This window comes from Mesorhizobium sp. M0751 (assembly GCF_040320265.1).
GTDB lineage: Bacteria > Pseudomonadota > Alphaproteobacteria > Rhizobiales > Rhizobiaceae > Mesorhizobium.
Genome location: NZ_JAMYPH010000007.1, coordinates 101,118 through 118,296, shown reverse-complemented (window position 1 = coordinate 118,296; position 17,179 = coordinate 101,118). Strand labels below are relative to the sequence as shown.

16 protein-coding genes are annotated in these 17,179 nt (G+C 63.2%); 10 read left to right on the top strand and 6 right to left on the bottom strand.

Going from position 1 to position 17,179, the window contains the following annotated elements:
* Nucleotides 1–259: 259 nt before the first annotated feature.
* The 3 genes from NKI19_RS13825 (at nucleotide 260) to msrA (ending at nucleotide 2,147) form a co-directional block, all read left to right on the top strand.
* A complete protein-coding gene (locus NKI19_RS13825) occupies nucleotides 260–970 on the top strand; it encodes a DUF1223 domain-containing protein (RefSeq protein ID WP_352491161.1) in 711 nt (236 codons plus the stop codon).
* Between the two features lie 77 nt (nucleotides 971–1,047).
* Entirely contained in the window at nucleotides 1,048–1,341 is a 294-nt protein-coding gene (locus NKI19_RS13820; RefSeq protein WP_352491162.1) for a hypothetical protein, read from the top strand.
* Nucleotides 1,342–1,418: 77 nt separating this feature from the next.
* Nucleotides 1,419–2,147 carry a peptide-methionine (S)-S-oxide reductase MsrA gene (gene msrA, locus NKI19_RS13815; RefSeq protein ID WP_352491163.1) on the top strand — a complete coding sequence of 243 codons (729 nt, stop codon included), beginning with the start codon at nucleotides 1,419–1,421 and terminating at the stop codon, nucleotides 2,145–2,147.
* 229 nt (nucleotides 2,148–2,376) lie between these two features.
* Here msrA and NKI19_RS13810 read toward each other — a convergent pair whose 3' ends face one another.
* The 3 genes from NKI19_RS13810 to NKI19_RS13800 all read right to left on the bottom strand — a co-directional run bounded on the left by NKI19_RS13810 (nucleotide 2,377) and on the right by NKI19_RS13800 (nucleotide 7,404).
* Nucleotides 2,377–4,926 (bottom strand): mechanosensitive ion channel family protein, encoded by a 2,550-nt coding sequence (locus tag NKI19_RS13810; RefSeq protein WP_352491164.1) that lies wholly within the window; start codon nucleotides 4,924–4,926, stop codon nucleotides 2,377–2,379.
* A gap of 103 nt (nucleotides 4,927–5,029) precedes the next feature.
* Complete coding sequence (locus NKI19_RS13805; protein WP_352491165.1) at nucleotides 5,030–6,034, bottom strand: cytochrome d ubiquinol oxidase subunit II; 1,005 nt, start codon at nucleotides 6,032–6,034, stop codon at nucleotides 5,030–5,032.
* Nucleotides 6,031–7,404 (bottom strand): cytochrome ubiquinol oxidase subunit I, encoded by a 1,374-nt coding sequence (locus tag NKI19_RS13800; protein ID WP_352565506.1) that lies wholly within the window; start codon nucleotides 7,402–7,404, stop codon nucleotides 6,031–6,033. Before NKI19_RS13800 ends, NKI19_RS13805 begins: the two co-directional genes overlap by 4 nt.
* A 262-nt stretch (nucleotides 7,405–7,666) precedes the next feature.
* On the opposite strand from NKI19_RS13800, the gene NKI19_RS13795 reads away from it, so the two are divergent.
* From NKI19_RS13795 to NKI19_RS13780, 4 genes are all read left to right on the top strand, one after another.
* The gene (locus tag NKI19_RS13795) at nucleotides 7,667–8,593 is read left to right on the top strand and encodes an ABC transporter ATP-binding protein (protein ID WP_352491167.1); all 927 of its coding nucleotides are present in this window, start codon (nucleotides 7,667–7,669) and stop codon (nucleotides 8,591–8,593) included.
* A gap of 14 nt (nucleotides 8,594–8,607) precedes the next feature.
* Nucleotides 8,608–9,369 carry an ABC transporter permease gene (locus NKI19_RS13790; RefSeq protein ID WP_352491265.1) on the top strand — a complete coding sequence of 254 codons (762 nt, stop codon included), beginning with the start codon at nucleotides 8,608–8,610 and terminating at the stop codon, nucleotides 9,367–9,369.
* Nucleotides 9,370–9,533: 164 nt separating this feature from the next.
* Nucleotides 9,534–10,025, top strand: a complete 492-nt coding sequence (locus NKI19_RS13785; RefSeq protein ID WP_352491168.1) for a MarR family winged helix-turn-helix transcriptional regulator — start codon at nucleotides 9,534–9,536, stop codon at nucleotides 10,023–10,025.
* Nucleotides 10,022–10,702, top strand: a complete 681-nt coding sequence (locus NKI19_RS13780; RefSeq protein ID WP_352491169.1) for a GNAT family N-acetyltransferase — start codon at nucleotides 10,022–10,024, stop codon at nucleotides 10,700–10,702. The genes NKI19_RS13785 and NKI19_RS13780 overlap by 4 nt, the downstream gene beginning before the upstream one ends.
* Nucleotides 10,703–10,803: 101 nt before the next feature.
* On the opposite strand, the gene NKI19_RS13775 is transcribed toward NKI19_RS13780, so the two are convergent.
* Nucleotides 10,804–12,810 carry a PhoX family protein gene (locus NKI19_RS13775; RefSeq protein WP_352491170.1) on the bottom strand — a complete coding sequence of 669 codons (2,007 nt, stop codon included), beginning with the start codon at nucleotides 12,808–12,810 and terminating at the stop codon, nucleotides 10,804–10,806.
* 203 nt (nucleotides 12,811–13,013) lie between these two features.
* On the opposite strand from NKI19_RS13775, the gene NKI19_RS13770 reads away from it, so the two are divergent.
* Together NKI19_RS13770 and NKI19_RS13765 are read left to right on the top strand one after the other, a co-directional pair.
* The gene (locus NKI19_RS13770) at nucleotides 13,014–13,352 is read left to right on the top strand and encodes a hypothetical protein (protein ID WP_023679017.1); all 339 of its coding nucleotides are present in this window, start codon (nucleotides 13,014–13,016) and stop codon (nucleotides 13,350–13,352) included.
* Between the two features lie 14 nt (nucleotides 13,353–13,366).
* Entirely contained in the window at nucleotides 13,367–14,068 is a 702-nt protein-coding gene (locus tag NKI19_RS13765; RefSeq protein ID WP_352491172.1) for a phosphatase PAP2 family protein, read from the top strand.
* A 403-nt stretch (nucleotides 14,069–14,471) separates the two neighbouring features.
* Here the strand turns inward: NKI19_RS13765 and NKI19_RS13760 are convergent, their stop codons facing one another.
* On the bottom strand, nucleotides 14,472–15,332 hold the full coding sequence (locus NKI19_RS13760; RefSeq protein WP_352491173.1) for an SMP-30/gluconolactonase/LRE family protein: 861 nt from the start codon (nucleotides 15,330–15,332) through the stop codon (nucleotides 14,472–14,474).
* Nucleotides 15,333–15,447: 115 nt separating this feature from the next.
* On the opposite strand from NKI19_RS13760, the gene NKI19_RS13755 reads away from it, so the two are divergent.
* Nucleotides 15,448–16,461 carry a helix-turn-helix domain-containing protein gene (locus NKI19_RS13755; protein WP_352491174.1) on the top strand — a complete coding sequence of 338 codons (1,014 nt, stop codon included), beginning with the start codon at nucleotides 15,448–15,450 and terminating at the stop codon, nucleotides 16,459–16,461.
* On the opposite strand, the gene NKI19_RS13750 is transcribed toward NKI19_RS13755, so the two are convergent.
* Entirely contained in the window at nucleotides 16,379–17,179 is an 801-nt protein-coding gene (locus tag NKI19_RS13750; protein ID WP_352491175.1) for a C40 family peptidase, read from the bottom strand. The two genes, NKI19_RS13755 and NKI19_RS13750, sit on opposite strands and share 83 nt — an antisense overlap.

Genomic DNA, 17,179 nt, shown 5'->3' with positions numbered 1-17,179 from the left:
CAAGTCTGGCGACTCGCTTGGCCCGCTGTTGCATTGAGTTGGCGTTACTCGGCGTCCACGTAGGATGACGCTCTGTGGCGCCCCCCTCTGTCCTGCCGGACATCTCCCCCACAAGGGGGGAGATCGGATGTCGCCTCGGCTCTCGCCAATGCGCCAGGACGAAAAACTCGGACTTCTCCTCAATCACGAAGCGGTGATGCTGTAACGAACCGTGTGTCGGCGGCGAAGTGTGGGCATGGAACCGCACAGGAGAACAGCGATGACCGGATCGAAACGCAGCACAGCCCTGATGGGGCTCGCCGCGGCACTGTTTTCGGCGACTGTGCTATCGGCAGCCAGCGCGGCTGCCGGCCAGACGCTGACCGTGGTCGAGCTGTTCACCAGCCAGGGCTGCTCGTCCTGCCCGCCGGCCAACGCCAATCTGATCAAGGTCAAGGACCGGCCCGGCGTGCTGGCGCTGTCCTTCAACGTCACCTACTGGGACTATCTCGGCTGGAAGGACACATTCGGCAAGGAAGAATTCACGCAGCGCCAGGTCCGCTATGAACCGTCGCTCGGCCGTTCCGGCCCGTTCACGCCGCAAGTGGTGGTCAACGGCAAGGCCGATGCGGTCGGCGCCAGGCCAGGCGAGATCGAGCAGCTGATTTCGAGCGGCGGCCACGCCGATGGACCTTCGCTGTCGCTCGCCGGCGGCAAGGTCAGCATCGGCGCCGGTGCGGTGCCCGGCGGCAAGGCCGATGTCTGGCTGGTGCGTTACGGCAAGGGCGTCATCGAGGTGCCGGTGGCGCGCGGCGAAAACACCGGCCGCACGCTGCCGCACGCCAATGTCGTGCATTCGCTGACCAGGCTGGGCAGTTGGACCGGCGACGCCACCGCGCTGCCGCTGCCGGCGACGACGGGCGGCCTCAGCACCGCGGTGCTGCTCCAAGTGCCGGGCGGCGGGCCGATCCTGGCTGCCGCCACGAACTAGAAACCCTCGCGAAATTCCCCAACGCGCAGCGGCGCCGCCGCATGCCGTCAACCCGTGCCAAACCCAAGGAGACCACCATGACCAATCGTTTGACCAATCGCCCGACCCTGGCGGCCTTCGTACTTTGCTCGACGGCGCTGTTCGCCGGTGGCGCGGCGAGGGCCGAAGATGCGATGAAGCCGGCGATGGCGACAAACGCCATGAAACCGGCAACGGACGCCATGAAACCAGCTGGCGCCATGGCCACGACTGCGATGAAGGCGACAGATCCGATGAAGACCGACTGCATGAACAAGGCAGCCGCCGAGACGGACGCCATGAAGAAAGCCGAAGCGACCAAGGCCTGCGATGCCATGGCTCCGGCCAAATAGGCGATGCGCACAGCAAAGTGAGAGCCCGGCGGACCTATCCGTCGTATAATCCACACCAGCATCATGGGAGATCAGACATGACCGCAGCCGTGAAACGATCGTCGATTTTCGCAAAAGCAGCACTTGCCGCGCTTATCCTCACGGCGGCCGCCGCCGTATTCTGGCAGACGCCGGCAGTCTCGGCCGAAGACGCGGTGGTGATCCCGCCGCCGGCAATGGACGAGAAGGCCACCGCCGGCACCGAAAAGGCGGTCTTCGCCGGCGGCTGCTTCTGGGGTGTGCAAGGCGTGTTCCAGCACGTCAAGGGCGTCACCAGCGCCGTCTCCGGCTATGCCGGCGGCGACAAGGACACGGCCGTCTATGAAATGGTCGGCACCAGCCGGACGGGCCATGCCGAATCCGTCGAGATCACCTACGAGCCATCCAAGGTGACCTATGGCCAGCTGCTGCAGGTGTATTTCTCGGTGGCGCACAATCCGACGCAACTGAACTACCAGGGCCCGGACAGCGGCACCCAGTACCGTTCGACGATCTTTGCCGAAAACGACACCCAGAAAAAGATCGCCGAAAGCTACATCGCCCAACTCGACAAAGCCAAGGTGTTTCCCAAGCCGATCGTGACGACGCTGGAGACCGGTAAGACCTTCTATCCGGCCGAGGACTATCACCAGGACTTTCTGACGCTCAACCCGACCTATCCCTATATCGTCTACAATGATTTGCCCAAGGTCGAGAATCTGAAGCGGCTGTTCCCTAACCTCTACAGCGAAAAGCCGGTGCTGGTGCTGGCCGCCAGCAAGAGTTGAGCTTTTGGGGCCTGCCTAAATTGGAAGCGTCGGCGGGACAGCGCCCCCCTCTGGCCTGCCGGCCATCTCCCCCACAAGGAGGGAGATCGCAGCTTACGCGCCGGCTCCCTTCTTCCAACATCGGTGATTGGCGAAAGCCGCGGGACATCCAATCTCCCCCCAAGTGGGGGAGATGGCCGGCAGGCCAGAGGGGGGCGCGAAGGATCGCCTTCGCCTCCGTGCAACGACCCTATACCCCCTTTTTCCAGGGCAGGCTCCAGCGCACTTTCTCCAGCGTCGCCTTTGCCTCGGCCGAGTCCGGGTCGGGCTCCGTCTCGCGATAGTGCGCCGAGCCCTCAGGCGGGTAGGCAAGCGTGTTGTTGAGGGCGAATTTATCGATCTGGCTGAAGTCGGGGAAAGGCAGATTTTGCGCCTCGCGCCAATCGCCGACCCGTTTCTCCGCGGCGATGCGTTTTTCGTCGTCGACCGGAAGGTCGGTGGCTCTGTATTCCAGTGACGAAGGGAAGGCGAACTGCGCGCCGGCATCATCCATGATGTTGATCATGGACAACAGGATGTCCTCGCGGATGGCTTGAAAGTCCGCCACGTCGGCGGTTTTGACGTAAGTGAACACGTCGATGTCGAGCGAATAGGCGCCGAAGCCGGCAAAGCGCACGCGGCACGGCTCGTCGATGACGCGCGGATGGGCGATCAGCAGCCTGCGCAGCTCAGCCAGGACGTAACGTAGCTGATCGGGCGTCGTCTCGTAGCGCAGCTGCAGCGTCGTCGCGAACCGGGTGCGGTCGCGATGCGCGTAGTTCTCGATCTGCATGCCGGCAAAGTCCGAGTTCGGAACCGAGATGATCGTGCGGTCGAGCGACCTGATGCGGGTGGAGCGCATGCCGATATGCTCGATCGTGCCGGACTGGTCGCCGAACTTGCAGAAGTCGCCGACGCTGACCGGCCGGTCGGCATAGAGCGTCAGGCCGGAGAGGAAATTCTGCAGCGTCGGCTGCGCCGCCAGCGCCACCGCCAGACCGCCGATGCCGAGACCGGCGATGACGCCTTCGTAAGGGATGGCGAGCACTTCAGCCAACAGCAGGAAGGCGACGACCAGCACGGCGACGCGCGCCACGCCGGTGGACAGCGAAATCAGCGTGTCGTGATAGCCGGGCACCTGCCACAGCCCGCGATAATGGTCGGCGACCTTGCCGATCAGGTGCCAGACCACCGGCACGGCGCCGATCACGATCAGGCTCCAGGCGATTGCCTTGACCGGAGCGGCGACCACTTGCGGCAGACCGAGCGGGCGCAGCGTCAACAGCAGGAAGAAGCCAAGCACGATCGAGCGCACCGCCCATTCGACAATGCGGAAGAAGGCCGGGCTGTCCGTCCTTCGCACAAACAAGGAAATCAGCGCATTGGCGATGAAGCCGAAGACGATGCCGGCCAGTACGGCAAGGCCGAGCATCCACCATTGCCAGTGCTCCATCGGGCCGGCGCGGGTGAGCAGGCCGGGGCTGATCTCGCGGGCGAGGCCACGGGCGATGAAGAACGGGTCGGTGCTGGCGAAGGCGGCGAATTCCGGCGCCACCGGCACGTCTTCGACATCGGCATAGAGCGCGCGGATGTGGGCGAGCGTCTCGGGCGTAAACTGCCAGATCTTGCGCTTGCCGGTGCCGTCGGGGTCGGTCTCGACCGGACCGATGACGATGTTGCCGGCGGGATGCTCGAAATAGACGAAGGGGGTGTTGCTCTTCGGGTCGTCGGGGATCTCCTGCCAATAGACATAGCCGATGCGGTCGATGACCTTTTTGAGATAGCGCTCGAGCAGGAACGCCTCGTCGCCGCGCACCGCCTGACTGTAGTTGCGCAGGTCGAGCGCCGCCTGTGCCGGATCGCCGGCTTCGGTGAGGCCGCTCAACAGTACCTTGAACGTGTCGCGCGGCGAGGCGAGCCTGCTCGGATCGTCGACCATGTCGACGGCTTCGCCACGCGCTTCCTGGAATTCGGCGAGCTTGGCCTGAAGCTGGGCAAGTGGCGGCCCGACGATGAACCAGTCGCCATTCTTGCGGCGAAAAGTGAGATCGAAAGAAACCCTGGTGCCGTATTGCGGCAGCGTCGCCGTCACCTCGTCTCCGGCAATCGCATCATGCGGCAGGCTCCACAGACGGAACGTCGCGTTGTCGATGACGGTGAACAGGAGCTTGGTATAATCGGGCATGTTGAGGCCGCCGCGGTCGGCCTCGGTGACGTCGACGAGACCTGCTGCCAGACCGGCAAGACCCATGCCGCCGCCGGTGGCGCGCGGCACGTTGTCGGCGCCGCTCTCGTTCATCGTCTGCAGGAACGAGCGCATGGTGCTCATCGGGCTCGACTGGTCGACACGGACGTCCTCGACGGCGCTGACACGCACCCCTGTCCACCATTCGGCGGTGGCGGCATCGAAACGACCCATGAAGCTGCCGCCGTCGGGCGACTGGACGAAGGTGAAAGCGCCCTGGCGGTCGCCTTCGAACCAGTGGCCGACAAGCTTGCCGCCTTCGGCCTTGGCCTCGATGCGGCCGTTGTAAAGCGGGTAGACGCCCTTTACGTCAGTGCCGGTCTGCTCGAACTTGATCTGGGCGCCGCCGCCGCGCCACTTCGTGTCCCACACGCCGGTCCAGTTGGCCGCGTCCTGGGCATGCGCCTGCGGCATGGCCGGCAGCAGGCCGGCAAGCGCGAGCGCGCCGATCAGCGCGACCGTCCGGATCAGCAAAAGCAGCAGCCGATCCTGTGCTGCCGCAGAAAAGGGGTTCATTCTGTTGCCCTTCTTCTTGCCGGCGATTCTGCTGGGGCCGGCCAGAGAAGGTTATTCCGCTTGAAGATGAATATTCTGTTTCAGGCGGCGACAGCGATGCCGGTCAATCATAGGTCAGATCCCTCGCCTTACCGGCGAACACCCGGTAGGCAAAGAACGAATAGAAGATGATGATCGGCAGCACGACGACCGTCCCGACCAGAATGACGGCCAGGCTTTCGGGTGCCGAAGCAGCCTGCCAGATGGTCAGCCGGTCGGGCACCACGAAAGGGTAGAACGACCAGGCGAGGCCGGCAAAGCCGAGCGTGAAGATCGCGGCCAATGTCAGGAACGGGAGCAGCGCGTGGCGGTCGCCGGGTTTCGGCAGATGGAAAGTCTGGCGCCACAGCCACAGGAACAGCACTGCCGACAGGATCGGCAGCGGCGACAAATAGAGCATGGCCGGCCAGACGAACCATTTGTCGAAGATGCGCGCGCTGGCAAAGGGCGTTGCCAGCGATACCGCGACCATGCCGAGCGCGGTCAGCACCAGCGCCGTGCGCAGCCACAGCACCGCCTTCCTCTGCAGGTCGCCTTCCGTCTTGTAGATGACCCAGGCCGCGCCCATCGCCGCGTAGGCCGCGGCAAGGCAGAGCGCCACCAGCGCCCCGAAAGCGACGCCGCCAGGACCGACGTCGAGGCCGAGCACATAGACGCCGAGCATGTAACCCTGCGCCAGCGACGCGATGACCGAGCCGAGGAAAAAGATGCGGTTCCAGCGATGTTTCCTGCCGGCCGGCACCTTGGCGCGGAAATCGAAGGCGACGCCGCGCAGGATCAAGCCGACCAGCAGAACGAAGACCGGAATGTAGAGCGCCGTCAGGATGGTGCCGTGCGCCAATGGGAAGGCGACCAGCAGCAGGCCGACCGCCAGCACCAGCCAGGTCTCGTTGGCGTCCCAGAACGGGCCGATGGCGGCGATCATCGTATCCTGTTCGGTGTCTTCGGCTGCGGCGAACAGGATGCCGATGCCGAGATCGAAGCCGTCGAGGATAACGTAGATCAGGATGGCGAGGCCCATCAGGCCGGCGAAGATCAGAGGCAGCAGGGTCGGCCAGTCGAAGCTCATGACGTTTCTCCCGGTTGCGCAACCGGCTGCGACAGCGGCCTGTCCATGACGCCCGGCAGCGGCGAGGTGTCACCATCCTTCGCCGCCTTCAATGCCAGATGCACCAGCACGCCGAGATAGGCGATCAGCAGCAGCACATAGAGGATGAGATAGACCGCCAGCGACAGCGCGACATGGCTGCCGGCGACCGGGCCGACAGCATCGGCGGTGCGCAGCACGCCGGTGACCAGCCAGGGCTGGCGGCCGATCTCGGTGGTGTACCAGCCGGCCAGCGTCGCCAGCCAGCCGGACAGCGCCATCGGCACCATGACAAGCGCCAGCGGCTTGGGCAGGCTGTAGCGGCGCTTGAGGAAGAACGCCGCCGACCAGGAGACGGCGAGCATCAACAGGCCTGTGCCGACCATGATGCGAAAGCCCCAGAACACCGGAAACACCGGAGGATGGTTGCCGGCATAGTCGTTCAGCCCCGGTACGATGCCACCGGCGCTGTGCCTGAGGATGAGGCTGGCGCCGTCGGGAATGGTGAGCTCGAACCTGTTCTCCCTGGCCGCTTCATCGGGAAGCGCAAACAGCACCAGCGGCACGTTGGGACCGGTGTTCCAGTTGGCCTCCATGGCGGCGATCTTCTGCGGCTGATGTTCAAGCGTGTTGAGGCCGTGCTGGTCGCCGGCAAAGATCTGGATCGGGATCAGGATCGCGGCGGTGAAGACGCCGGTGCGCAAGGCCTTCCACATCGATTCCGAGCGATCGCCGTAGAGATAGCGCAGCGCCGACAGGCCGGCGATCAAGAACGAGACGGTTAGCCCCGAAGCAAGCAGCATATGGACGAGCCGGTAGGGCATGGATGGATTGAAGACAACGGCCCACCAGTCGGTGGCGTGCGCCACACCATCGCGCATTTCGAAGCCCGCCGGCGTCTGCATCCACGAATTGAGCGCGATGATCCAGAAGGCGGACAAGGTGGTGCCGCCGGCCACCAGCACCGTCGCCAGTGTATGGACGCGGTTCGAGACGCGGCGGAAGCCGAACAGCATGATGCCGAGGAACGCTGCCTCGAGGAAAAAGGCGGTCAAAATCTCGTAGGCCAGCAGCGGGCCTGCAATGTTGCCGACCGTCTCCATATAGCCCGGCCAGTTGGTGCCGAACTGAAAACTCATGGTGACGCCAGAAACCACGCCCATGGCGAAGGACAGCGCGAATACCTTAACCCAGGTGAAATAAGCGCGCATCCAGGCTGAATCGTTTGTCGCGTTGTAGCGGAGCTTGAAAAACAGCAGCACCCAGCCGAGCGCGATGGTGATCGCCGGGAACAGGATGTGGAACGAGATGTTCGCGCCGAACTGAATGCGCGACAGAATGAGCGGGTCCATGGCGGCTCCGGCTGCTGCTTGTTTGTTGAAGGATAGGCTTGATGCACCGGACGGTCAAAGCGGCGTCCCGCCGCGAGGCGGAACGCCGCAGTGCCGGTTAATCTGCTTTTGCATGGAATTTGGCTGGACGAGCGGGCAGGTGTTGCCTATTCCGGCGAACCTCGATGTCGAGAACTGTCAGGAGCGGCATTGACATCCGGATTTGCGGACCGACATTCAGCGGATTAAATCAACACTCTGTTTCAAGCAGCCGTTTTCAGCCATGCAGCCGATCATCTCGATTTCCGGGGTCACCAAGACCTACGCCACCGGCTTCAAGGCGCTGAAGGAGATCAATCTCGACATCGTGCGCGGCGAGATCTTTGCGCTGCTCGGGCCGAATGGCGCCGGCAAGACAACGCTGATCTCGATCGTCTGCGGCATCGTTAACCGGTCGTCGGGTTCCGTCACCGTCGACGGCCATGACATCAACCGCGACTACCGCGCCGCGCGCAGCCTGATCGGGCTGGTGCCGCAGGAACTGACCATCGACGCCTTCGAGAGCGTATGGGCGACGGTCAACTACAGCCGCGGGCTGTTCGGCAAGCCGGCGGACAAGGCGTTCGTCGAAAAGGTGCTGCGCGACCTGTCGCTCTGGGACAAGAAGGACGCCAAGGCGATCACGCTGTCCGGCGGCATGAAGCGCCGGCTGATGATCGCCAAGGCGTTGTCGCACGAGCCGCGCATCCTGTTCCTCGACGAACCGACGGCAGGCGTCGATGTCGAGCTGCGCCAGGACATGTGGGCGATGGTGCGCCGGCTGCGCGAAGACGGTGTCACCATCATCCTGACCACGCATTACATCGAAGAAGCCGAGGCGATGGCCGATCGCGTAGGCGTCATCAACCGCGGCGAGATCGTGCTGGTGGAGGACAAGGCCGAGCTGATGCGCAAGCTTGGCCGCAAACGGCTTGTACTGGAACTGCGCAGTCCCCTGGCCACTGTTCCCGACGCTTTTTCGAGCTATGCGCTGGAGCTTTCGCCGGATGGCGGACAGCTGACCTATACTTATGACAACCAGAGCGAACGGCCGGGCGTCGCCTCGCTGATCCGCGAGCTCGAGGCGGCCGGCATCCAGTTCCGCGACATCGATACGGAAAACAGCTCGCTCGAGGAGATCTTCGTCAATCTGGTGAGGAAACCGGCATGAATCCGCGCGCGGCCATGAATCTTCATGCGGTATGGGCGATCTATCGGGTGGAGATGGCGCGCGCCCTTCGCACCGTGCTGCAGAGCATCGTTTCGCCGGTCATTTCGACGTCACTCTATTTTGTCGTCTTCGGCTCGGCCATCGGCTCGCGCATCACCGAGATCGACGGCATCAGCTACGGTGCCTTCATCGTGCCGGGGCTGATCATGCTGTCGCTGCTGACGCAGTCGATCTCCAACGCCTCTTTCGCCATCTATTTTCCGAAATTCGTCGGCTCGATCTACGAATTGCTGTCGGCGCCGGTGTCCTATCTGGAGATCGTCATCGCCTATGTCGGGGGCGCGGCGACAAAGTCGATCGTGCTTGGCCTGATCATCCTGGCGACGGCCTCGCTGTTCGTGCCGCTGACGATCGAGCATCCGTTCTGGATGCTTGCCTTCCTGGTGCTGACGGCGGTGACCTTCAGCCTGTTCGGCTTCATCATCGGCATCTGGGCGAAGAGCTTCGAGCAACTGCAGCTGGTACCGCTGCTGATCATCACGCCGCTGACCTTCCTCGGCGGCAGCTTCTATTCGATCAACATGCTGCCCGGCATCTGGCGCACGGTGACGCTGTTCAACCCGGTGGTCTACCTGGTCAGCGGCTTCCGCTGGAGCTTCTACGGCAAGTCCGATGTTTCGGTCGGCGTCAGCCTCGGCATGACGGTGATCTTCCTGCTCATCTGCATAGCGATCGTCGCCTGGATCTTCAGGACCGGCTACCGGCTGCGCAACTGATCGAACGGGCCTCGTCCCGGCGAAGCAGCCTTATCGATCGACCTTTCCTTGCCGAAGGCGACATAGGCCTGCGCCCGATGCCTGGAACCAGCGCTTGAATGCCTCGATCTTGCTTTTCATGCATTGTTATATATCATGTTATAGATTTTGAGGTGAAGTGACCTATGGAAGACGTCATACGATCGCTTGGCTTCCTATGCCTGGGAAGCAGGCTGAAGCGTATAGGCGAGCAACTGCAAGCGGAGGCGCAGCGCCTACTCGACCGGCTGGATGTTCCGGTTCAGGCGAGCCAATACCCCCTGCTGGCCGCGCTCGACAGGCTGGGTCCGTTGTCTGTCGGGGAACTGGCGCAATGCCTTGGCGTCGCGCAGCCGGGCGTAACGCGAAGCGTCTCGCTTCTGTCCGAATTGGGACTGCTCGAGGCCAGTCCGTCGACCGATGACCAGCGGCGCAGGATCGTCTCGCTTACGCGGGACGGCCGGCGGCTGGTCGATGTCGCAAAGCGCGACGTCTGGCCTTCCATCGAGAACGCCGTCGCGGATTTGTGCGCGGATCTTTCGGGGCCGCTTCTTGAGCAGCTGGCTGCCATCGAGGACGGCCTCGCCGCGGCCCCTCTCGACCGTCGTGTAAAAAAGCCTGAGGGTGCCGCGCAATGAGACATCTGCTTGACCGCCCTGTCTGGAGCGCGCTTCAGACGCGACATTCGGCGTTCGCGCAAGGTAATGACCTCGCCAGGCGATACCGGCCATCGATTGTTCCTTTCGCCGCCACTGGGGCGGACGACCCGGAAAGCCTGCGGGCGCTCGAAAAGCTTGTCTCCCCGGGCGAGAGTGTGATCCTGCTTCAAGCGGACGCCATTGCTCTGCCAACGGGGCTTTCCGCGACTTCGGCCGCAGCCGGAGTTCAGATGATCGCCGAGCAGCCATTGCAGATCGTCTCCGACCCGCGCGTGCATCGTCTGACCCGAGACGATGCCGCTGAGATGCTCGCCCTGGCATTGCTCACCAAGCCTGGCCCATTCACGCTTGAAGCCTTGAGCCTGGGCGATTTTTGGGGTGTGAAAATCGAGGGCAGGCTTGCGGCAATGGCCGGCGAGCGCATGAAGCAGCCTGGCTATACCGAACTCAGCGGCGTGTGCTCACATCCGGAATTTCGCGGCGGTGGCCTGGGCAAGCTGCTGTCCCTGTTCGTGGCAAACCGGATAGTGGCGCGCGGCGAAGTTCCCTATCTCCACGCCTACGCCAGCAATGCCACGGCCATTAGACTATACGAGTCCATTGGTTTCAGGTTGCGAAGCACAATGAATGTGGCTGTGGTTCAGCGCACCGGATGAGTGTCGGCGCATGATGCGCAGCATGGATGCATCCCTTATCGGAAAGGAAGGATCTCTTATGACCGAAATCCTTCCTTGAGACTGCAAGACCTTGCTGCGTGTCAGACCGCGATCTTGCCGCCACCTTGCCTGGTGATGGCAACGACCGACGGGCGCACCGGCATGTCCGGCTTGAAGTCGGGCCAGCGGGTCGACAAATCCTCATAATAGGACGGACGGCCGAAAGCCTCCCAGTCTTCGCCGCCGTCGCCCGGATGCTGGACGGCAACGAAGGCGGTCTGGTCGTCCGGCGCAAACAGGGGACCGCACATTTCGGCGCCGATCGGTACGCGGAAGAACAGCTTTGATGTCGCCCGCGCCGGCCCTTCCGTATCGACAGCCCACAGACCGTCGGTGCGGCCGGTGGCTTTCGGGCCCTGGCCGTCGGTGGCGACCCAGAGGCGGCCGGCCGAATCGACCGCGCAATTGTCCGGCATGCCGAACCAGCCATTGGCGGTGGTTGCGGTCGAGAAGGTGGCGCCTACAGCGGCAACCGAGGGGTCACCGCATTTCAGCAGGATTTCCCACCTGCCCTTTGTCGCGGTGAAATCACCGCCGTCCTCGACGATCTCGATGATGTGGCCAAAGGCATTTTCGGCACGCGGGTTGGCGGCGTCGACCTGATCGGCCTTGCGCTTCGAATTGTTGGTCAGCATGACATAGACCTTGCCGTTGGCGGCATTGGGCTGGATGTCTTCCGGGCGGTCCATCTTGGTGGCGCCGAGCAGGTCGGCGGCGCGGCGCGTCTCGATCAGCACGTCGGCCTGGCTGGCAAAGCCGTTCTCCGCCGTCAGCGGCGCTTGGCCGAAGACGATCGGCAGCCATTCGACCGAACCGTCGTCGGCAAACTTGGCGACATGCAAGGTGCCGTTGTCGAGCAAATCCATGTTGGCGGCGCGGTCGTCCGGGTTGAACTTGCCTGTGGTGACGAACTTATAGACATAGTCGAAGCGCTCGTCGTCGCCGAGGTAGAAGACGACACGGCCGTCCTTGGCGACGATCGATTCGGCGCCCTCATGCTTGAAGCGGCCCATCGCGGTGCGCTTCCTCGGCACCGAAGTCGGATCCTGGACGTCGACCTCAACGATCCAGCCGAAGCGGTTCGGCTCGTTCGGCTCCTTGCCGATGTCGAAACGGTCGTAATGCGCTGCCCATTCATAGGCACCTTCGGGAATGCCGAGGCGCTTGTAATTGGCGGCTTCCTTATGGCCCTGCGGCAGCTCGCCCGAGAAATAGCCGTGGATGTTCTCCTCGGCCATGACATAGGTGCCCCATGGCGTGACACCGCCAGCACAATTGTTGACGGTGCCGATGACCTTCTTGCCAGTCGGATCGGCGCTGGTCTTGACGCGGTCGTGGCCGGCGACGGGGCCGGAGAGCGCAATCTCGGTATTGGAGCTGATGCGGCGGTTGAGCTTGCCGTCGCGAACGACCTGCCATTTGCCTGATACCTTGCGGATCTCGACGATAGTGCCGCCATGCGCCGTCATCTCGACGTCGACTTGTTCCTTGCTGAGGGGCGCCTGCTTGGCCTTGCCGTCGACGATGGTGACGAGGCCCGGAAACATCAGGTGCGGATTGGTGTATTCGTGGTTGACCACCAGCAGGCCGTGCTCGGCCGAGCCGTCGATCGGGATATAGCCGACATAGTCGTTGTTGTAGCCGAATTGCCTGGCCTGGGCTTCCGCCGACTGTTTTGTCGGATCGAATTCCGGCGAATCGGCGAACAGCGGATCGCCCCAGCGCAGCAGTACATCGGCGTCATAGCCGGGTGCGACGTGATGCTTGTCGTCTATGCCGGCCTCGAGCTCGTCGAAAGCGAAGGCGGAGGCTTCGGCGGCTCGGGCGTTGTCGGCGGTGATCAGCGCCAGCGGGCTGACGGTAGCGGCTATGGCCGAGACGGCAAGCGAGCCCTTGAGGAAGCCGCGGCGCGAGAACCGCGCGGCGATGATCTCACCCATGGTGCGGTTGTCGCTGGGATTGGCTCCTGGCCCATCGTTTTCCTCGAGCAGGCTGGTGCGGAAATGGGCGTCAGGGGTGCGATGTTCGGTCGAGCGCTGTTCAGTCATGGGGGGCCTGCCTCTGGCTGGATGGATTGCTGGAGCGTGTTGCCTGGCCAGTCCGGTATCGCCGGCAGGTCACAGTTTGATGACATGCCGGCTAATTGCCACCTGCGATTTCGTATCGACATCAGCCCCGCTTGACCGCGACCGGCGCTTCGGAAACAAGAGCTGCGGCAGGCGCGTAGGAACCACACCGGGAGGAACAAATAGTGAGTTTCTGGGGACTTGGGCAGCTCTGCGTTTCGACGGTGATCTTCCTGCTGGCGGCGATGGCTGCAAAACAGTGGGGGCTGGCGCCGAGCCTCGGCAAGATCGTGCTGACGTTGGCGCTCTATTCGCTCGGCAATCTGATCATGCTGAGGCTGATCCGTGAATTCGGCATGTCGGTGTCGTTCAGCCTGTCGGCGGTGATCCAGTTGGTGTCGGTGAATGTGGTGGCGCTGGTCTTCTTCGGCGAGCGCGTCAATGCCTTACAGGCAACCGGCATCGTGCTTGCCATCGCAGCGGTGGCGCTGATCACGCTCGGGCCCTATCTGCAGAGGCTGTAACTGCGATCGGGCCGATGAAGAAGGTTGCAAGAAGACTGCGCAACTGGCTGGAGTTCCCGGTTCTGCTGGCCGGGCTGGTCATTGCCGGCGGGCTGTGGGGGTTCGAGGAGCTGATGGAGATGGCGCGGGCCACCACGCCGCATGCCTTCGATACCGAAATCCTGCTTGCCTTCCGCAAGGCCGGCCAGCCCGACAATCCGATCGGACCGGCGTGGCTGGAAGGAGCGATGCGCGACATCACCAGCCTCGGCAGCGCCAGCGTGCTGGTGCTGATCACGGCAGCAATGATCGTCTATCTGCTCCTTATCCGCAGGCCAGGCGCGGCGCTTCTCATGTTCGTCGCGGTAGCGGGCGGCCAGCTCCTGTCGAGCGTGCTGAAATTCGATATCGACCGGCCGCGCCCTGACCTGGTCTCGCATCTCGCCGATGTGGCATCGCTTTCGTTCCCGAGCGGCCACGCCATGCTGTCGGCGGTGACATATTTGACGCTGGGCAGCATGGCGGCGCGGTTTTTGCCCGGGCGGACAACGAAGATCTATGTGCTCGGGCTGGCGGTGCTGACGACGGTGGTGGTCGGCATCAGCCGCATCTATCTCGGCGTCCACTGGCCGTCCGACGTATTGGCCGGCTGGTGCGCCGGCTTTGCCTGGGCGATGCTATGCTGGCTTGCGGCACGGTTCCTGCAGCGATGGCTTGGGCGGGCCGACGGCACCTGACTCATGTCAGTGCATTTGCGGTCAAATCAGCCTGTTGATCAGGCCATGGCCGCAGCCTGCCAACAGGCAAACCATCGACAGCAAGGCTGTCGAGGTCGCCAACGCTTTGAATATCTTCACCCGCTCATCCTTTTGAAGTCGTGCCTGTGAAATCGGGATCGCAGTGGATGTCCCGCCAAACGATGCCGAGGTTTGTAGCATGACAGCGCATCAGAGTGCTGCATGTTTCACGTATGCAAGGTGATTCTTGAACCATCATAATAATCAGGCGCTTCACCGCAGACACGCCGCAAGCTGATCGACCACGGCGTCAAGCGGCCGCTGGTGACTTATGCCGCCTCGATCACGGATGCGCGGGCGCAGCTTAGGAAAGCCGCACCCGCCGCCTGAGCCGATGGCTCGCTTAGTCGAGGCCCAACGCTGCGACTTCGCCCTCATTCATCAGCGGCACGAAGAGGGTCGACCTGCCGTCGGTGCCGATGTCCGCGCTGCCCGGCTTGAACGTCGCAACCACCTGCGGCGTGCCGCCTGCTTTGTAGCGGTAGAGCGTGCCGGTCATATAGGCAGTGGCGTAGATGCTGCCGCCGATGACAACGACGCCATCGAGGTTGGCGAATTTTTCCGCGCCGGGCAGTGGCGCAATTGCCTTGGTGGCGAGATCAACCGAGAGCAGGCCGCCCGGCTCCGCGGTGCTGAAATCTGATTTGATGCCCTTGCCCCACGAAGCGACGATCAGCCGGCCGCCATCGGCGAAGATGCCATTCGGCGAAGCAAGCGCCGCATCCCTGACGAACAGTTCCGGCCGGTCGCCATCGACGCGATAGATCGTATCGGCAAGCATGTCGGTGACGTAGACCTTGCCGGACGCGTCGGCAGTCATGTCGTTGAGGAAGACGGCGTTCGGCACGTCGATCGTCGATGTTAGCTTGCCGCTTGCGAGATCGACGACGCGCACATGGGTGATATCGGCGACGTAGAGTTTGCCGTCGGCAATCGCCATGCCCTTGGGCGCGTCCATGCCGTCGGTCCAATGTTTCGTAACCATCTTGCCGTCCATCGACAGGACCGACAGATATCCATTGCCGTCGGCTTCGCCGGGATTACCGACGATGTTCGAGACGATAACGCGCTGGCCGGCGGCGTCGAACAGGGCCGATTCCGGTTGCTCGAGGCTGCCGGCGCGCCAGAGTTCAGCGGCCTGAACTGCCGGCGCAGCCGCGATGCCGACGATGGCGAGAAGTATCGGTGTGAAGAGGCTCTTCATGGCTAGTCTCCTGTAATGGACTGGCGGAGAGCTAGGCCTTTCGATACTTTTCGGGAAGATGTATCAGGACTAGTACCGAAGGCTGATACCAAATCGCGCAAAAGAGGTGCATCCCATGAACGGCCTGATCTTCGAAGCGCTCAAGCGGACGCTTAACGCCAAGGGCGTGACCTATCGCGTCCTTGCCGAGCGGATGGGCGTTTCCGAGCCGACGGTGAAACGCATCTTTCATGAGCGCAACTGCAAGCTCGACCGGCTGATGGAGATCTGCACTGCCGCCGGCGTGGAGTTGGAGAACGTGCTCGGCTCAATGAACAGAGGACCGGGACCTGCCAACCAGATCGCGCCGGAGATCGAGCGCAAGCTCGCCGGGCGGCCGGCACTGCTGTTCGTCTTCGTCATGCTTTCCGAGAAATTCACGCCCGAAGGTATCATGCGCTCACAAGGACTGAGCGAGGCTTCGATGTTCCTCTATCTGCGCGACCTCGAGGAACTCGGCCTGGTCGCGCTCGGTCGCGGCCTGTCGGCAAGGCTGCTGGTCGAGGCGCCGATCCAGTGGAATTTCGACGGGCCATTGCGGCCGCTGTTCGAGATGACCAACAAGAATTTTATCGGCTGGGCCATCACCCATCTTGAGCGCGAGTCGACGTTCGTCAGCTTCTCCAGGCGGATGCGGCCGGAAACGGCGGAGATGGTCAGGCGCGAGGCGGAGGAATTGGCGGAGCGCGCCAAATTGCTTGCTCATCACGACCAGCACACGACGCCCGAAGACGGGCTGGTCGGCTACAAATGGACGTTTGCGTTCGGCGCAACGCCGTTCCCGGTGATCATGCCAATCGGCCCGCATCCGCGCGACGCAGGCGCGCGGACGGACGATCGAGTTACGGCCGCTGCAAACGGACGCGTCTGCCGGCCTAGGTCAGAATGTAGAACGACCGAGTCTGGGCTGTTGGCGGCAGCCAGTCTGACTGAGCTTCTCACCCCTGAGTATCGGCCGCAAACCGGTTTTCTCGGAGCGTCCCTTGCCCAATCACAAGATCGAGCGGCTATTCGGCGGTCTTGTTCGCCGCCACCTTGTCATCCCAGACCATCTGCCGGTAGTCGAAGCCGTATTCCAGCGTCGGCTTGACGATGCGGAAATAGGGCGACAGGTCGAAGTCGCGCGGCGTGTAGAGCGAGTGGTGGCGGATGTGCAGGATTTCCTTGCGCGAATAGCTCGACTGGGCCGAAGCACGGCCGGGCGCCCGGGTAATCTCGGGCAGGATCGGGTAGCGGATCTGGCCGTAAGCCTCCGCGATCAGCGACGAGCAGATGGCGCGCGTCGGGTCGCCGGAACCGAAAGCCAGCATGCGGCGGCGCCAACGCACCGGCACCGGCGGCGTCGGCAAGAAGTAGCGCAGCATGTCGAATATGTTCTTGAGATCGTATCTGAGACCGAGCCTGCCGATCATGAAGGCGACGACCGCTTCGCGATCGTCCGGAGCCAGGCCGCTCGCACGGCAGATGCGGGTATTGTAGCTGCGGTAGCGCGACAGCGGCACGGCGATGCAGCCATCGCCGAGCGTGACCTCGATCAGGCGCCGCCGCTCCGATCCGTCTTCCGGCTCCGGCAATGCATCGCCGACATAGAAGGAGGCATGCGACCAGGTCGACTGGGTGAGGTATTTGATTGCCGCCGATATCTTCTGGTTGCCCTCGATGAGCAGGATGTCGCCGGGTTCGAGCGTGCGGCGCAGCGTTTCGGCGTCCGACGGCGTGTAGGGCTCGTAGCCGGACGATTCCTCCTGCAGCCGGCCGGCAAGCCAGCGGCCAAGTCGGTCCAGAAGCGTGTCGCCGGGCTCGGTCAT

Excerpts from the sequence above, each read along its gene's own strand:
- NKI19_RS13795 (WP_352491167.1), top strand. The coding sequence starts at position 7,667 with ATGCAGCCGATCATCTCGATTTCCGGGGTCACCAAGACCTACGCCACC.
- msrA (WP_352491163.1), top strand. The coding sequence starts at position 1,419 with ATGACCGCAGCCGTGAAACGATCGTCGATTTTCGCAAAAGCAGCACTT.
- NKI19_RS13750 (WP_352491175.1), bottom strand. The coding sequence starts at position 17,179 with ATGACCGAGCCCGGCGACACGCTTCTGGACCGACTTGGCCGCTGGCTT.
- NKI19_RS13775 (WP_352491170.1), bottom strand. The coding sequence starts at position 12,810 with ATGACTGAACAGCGCTCGACCGAACATCGCACCCCTGACGCCCATTTC.
- NKI19_RS13780 (WP_352491169.1), top strand. The coding sequence starts at position 10,022 with ATGAGACATCTGCTTGACCGCCCTGTCTGGAGCGCGCTTCAGACGCGA.
- NKI19_RS13790 (WP_352491265.1), top strand. The coding sequence starts at position 8,608 with ATGAATCTTCATGCGGTATGGGCGATCTATCGGGTGGAGATGGCGCGC.
- NKI19_RS13820 (WP_352491162.1), top strand. The coding sequence starts at position 1,048 with ATGACCAATCGTTTGACCAATCGCCCGACCCTGGCGGCCTTCGTACTT.
- NKI19_RS13805 (WP_352491165.1), bottom strand. The coding sequence starts at position 6,034 with ATGAGCTTCGACTGGCCGACCCTGCTGCCTCTGATCTTCGCCGGCCTG.
- NKI19_RS13785 (WP_352491168.1), top strand. The coding sequence starts at position 9,534 with ATGGAAGACGTCATACGATCGCTTGGCTTCCTATGCCTGGGAAGCAGG.
- NKI19_RS13800 (WP_352565506.1), bottom strand. The coding sequence starts at position 7,404 with ATGGACCCGCTCATTCTGTCGCGCATTCAGTTCGGCGCGAACATCTCG.
- NKI19_RS13810 (WP_352491164.1), bottom strand. The coding sequence starts at position 4,926 with ATGAACCCCTTTTCTGCGGCAGCACAGGATCGGCTGCTGCTTTTGCTG.
- NKI19_RS13765 (WP_352491172.1), top strand. The coding sequence starts at position 13,367 with ATGAAGAAGGTTGCAAGAAGACTGCGCAACTGGCTGGAGTTCCCGGTT.
- NKI19_RS13825 (WP_352491161.1), top strand. The coding sequence starts at position 260 with ATGACCGGATCGAAACGCAGCACAGCCCTGATGGGGCTCGCCGCGGCA.
- NKI19_RS13760 (WP_352491173.1), bottom strand. The coding sequence starts at position 15,332 with ATGAAGAGCCTCTTCACACCGATACTTCTCGCCATCGTCGGCATCGCG.
- NKI19_RS13755 (WP_352491174.1), top strand. The coding sequence starts at position 15,448 with ATGAACGGCCTGATCTTCGAAGCGCTCAAGCGGACGCTTAACGCCAAG.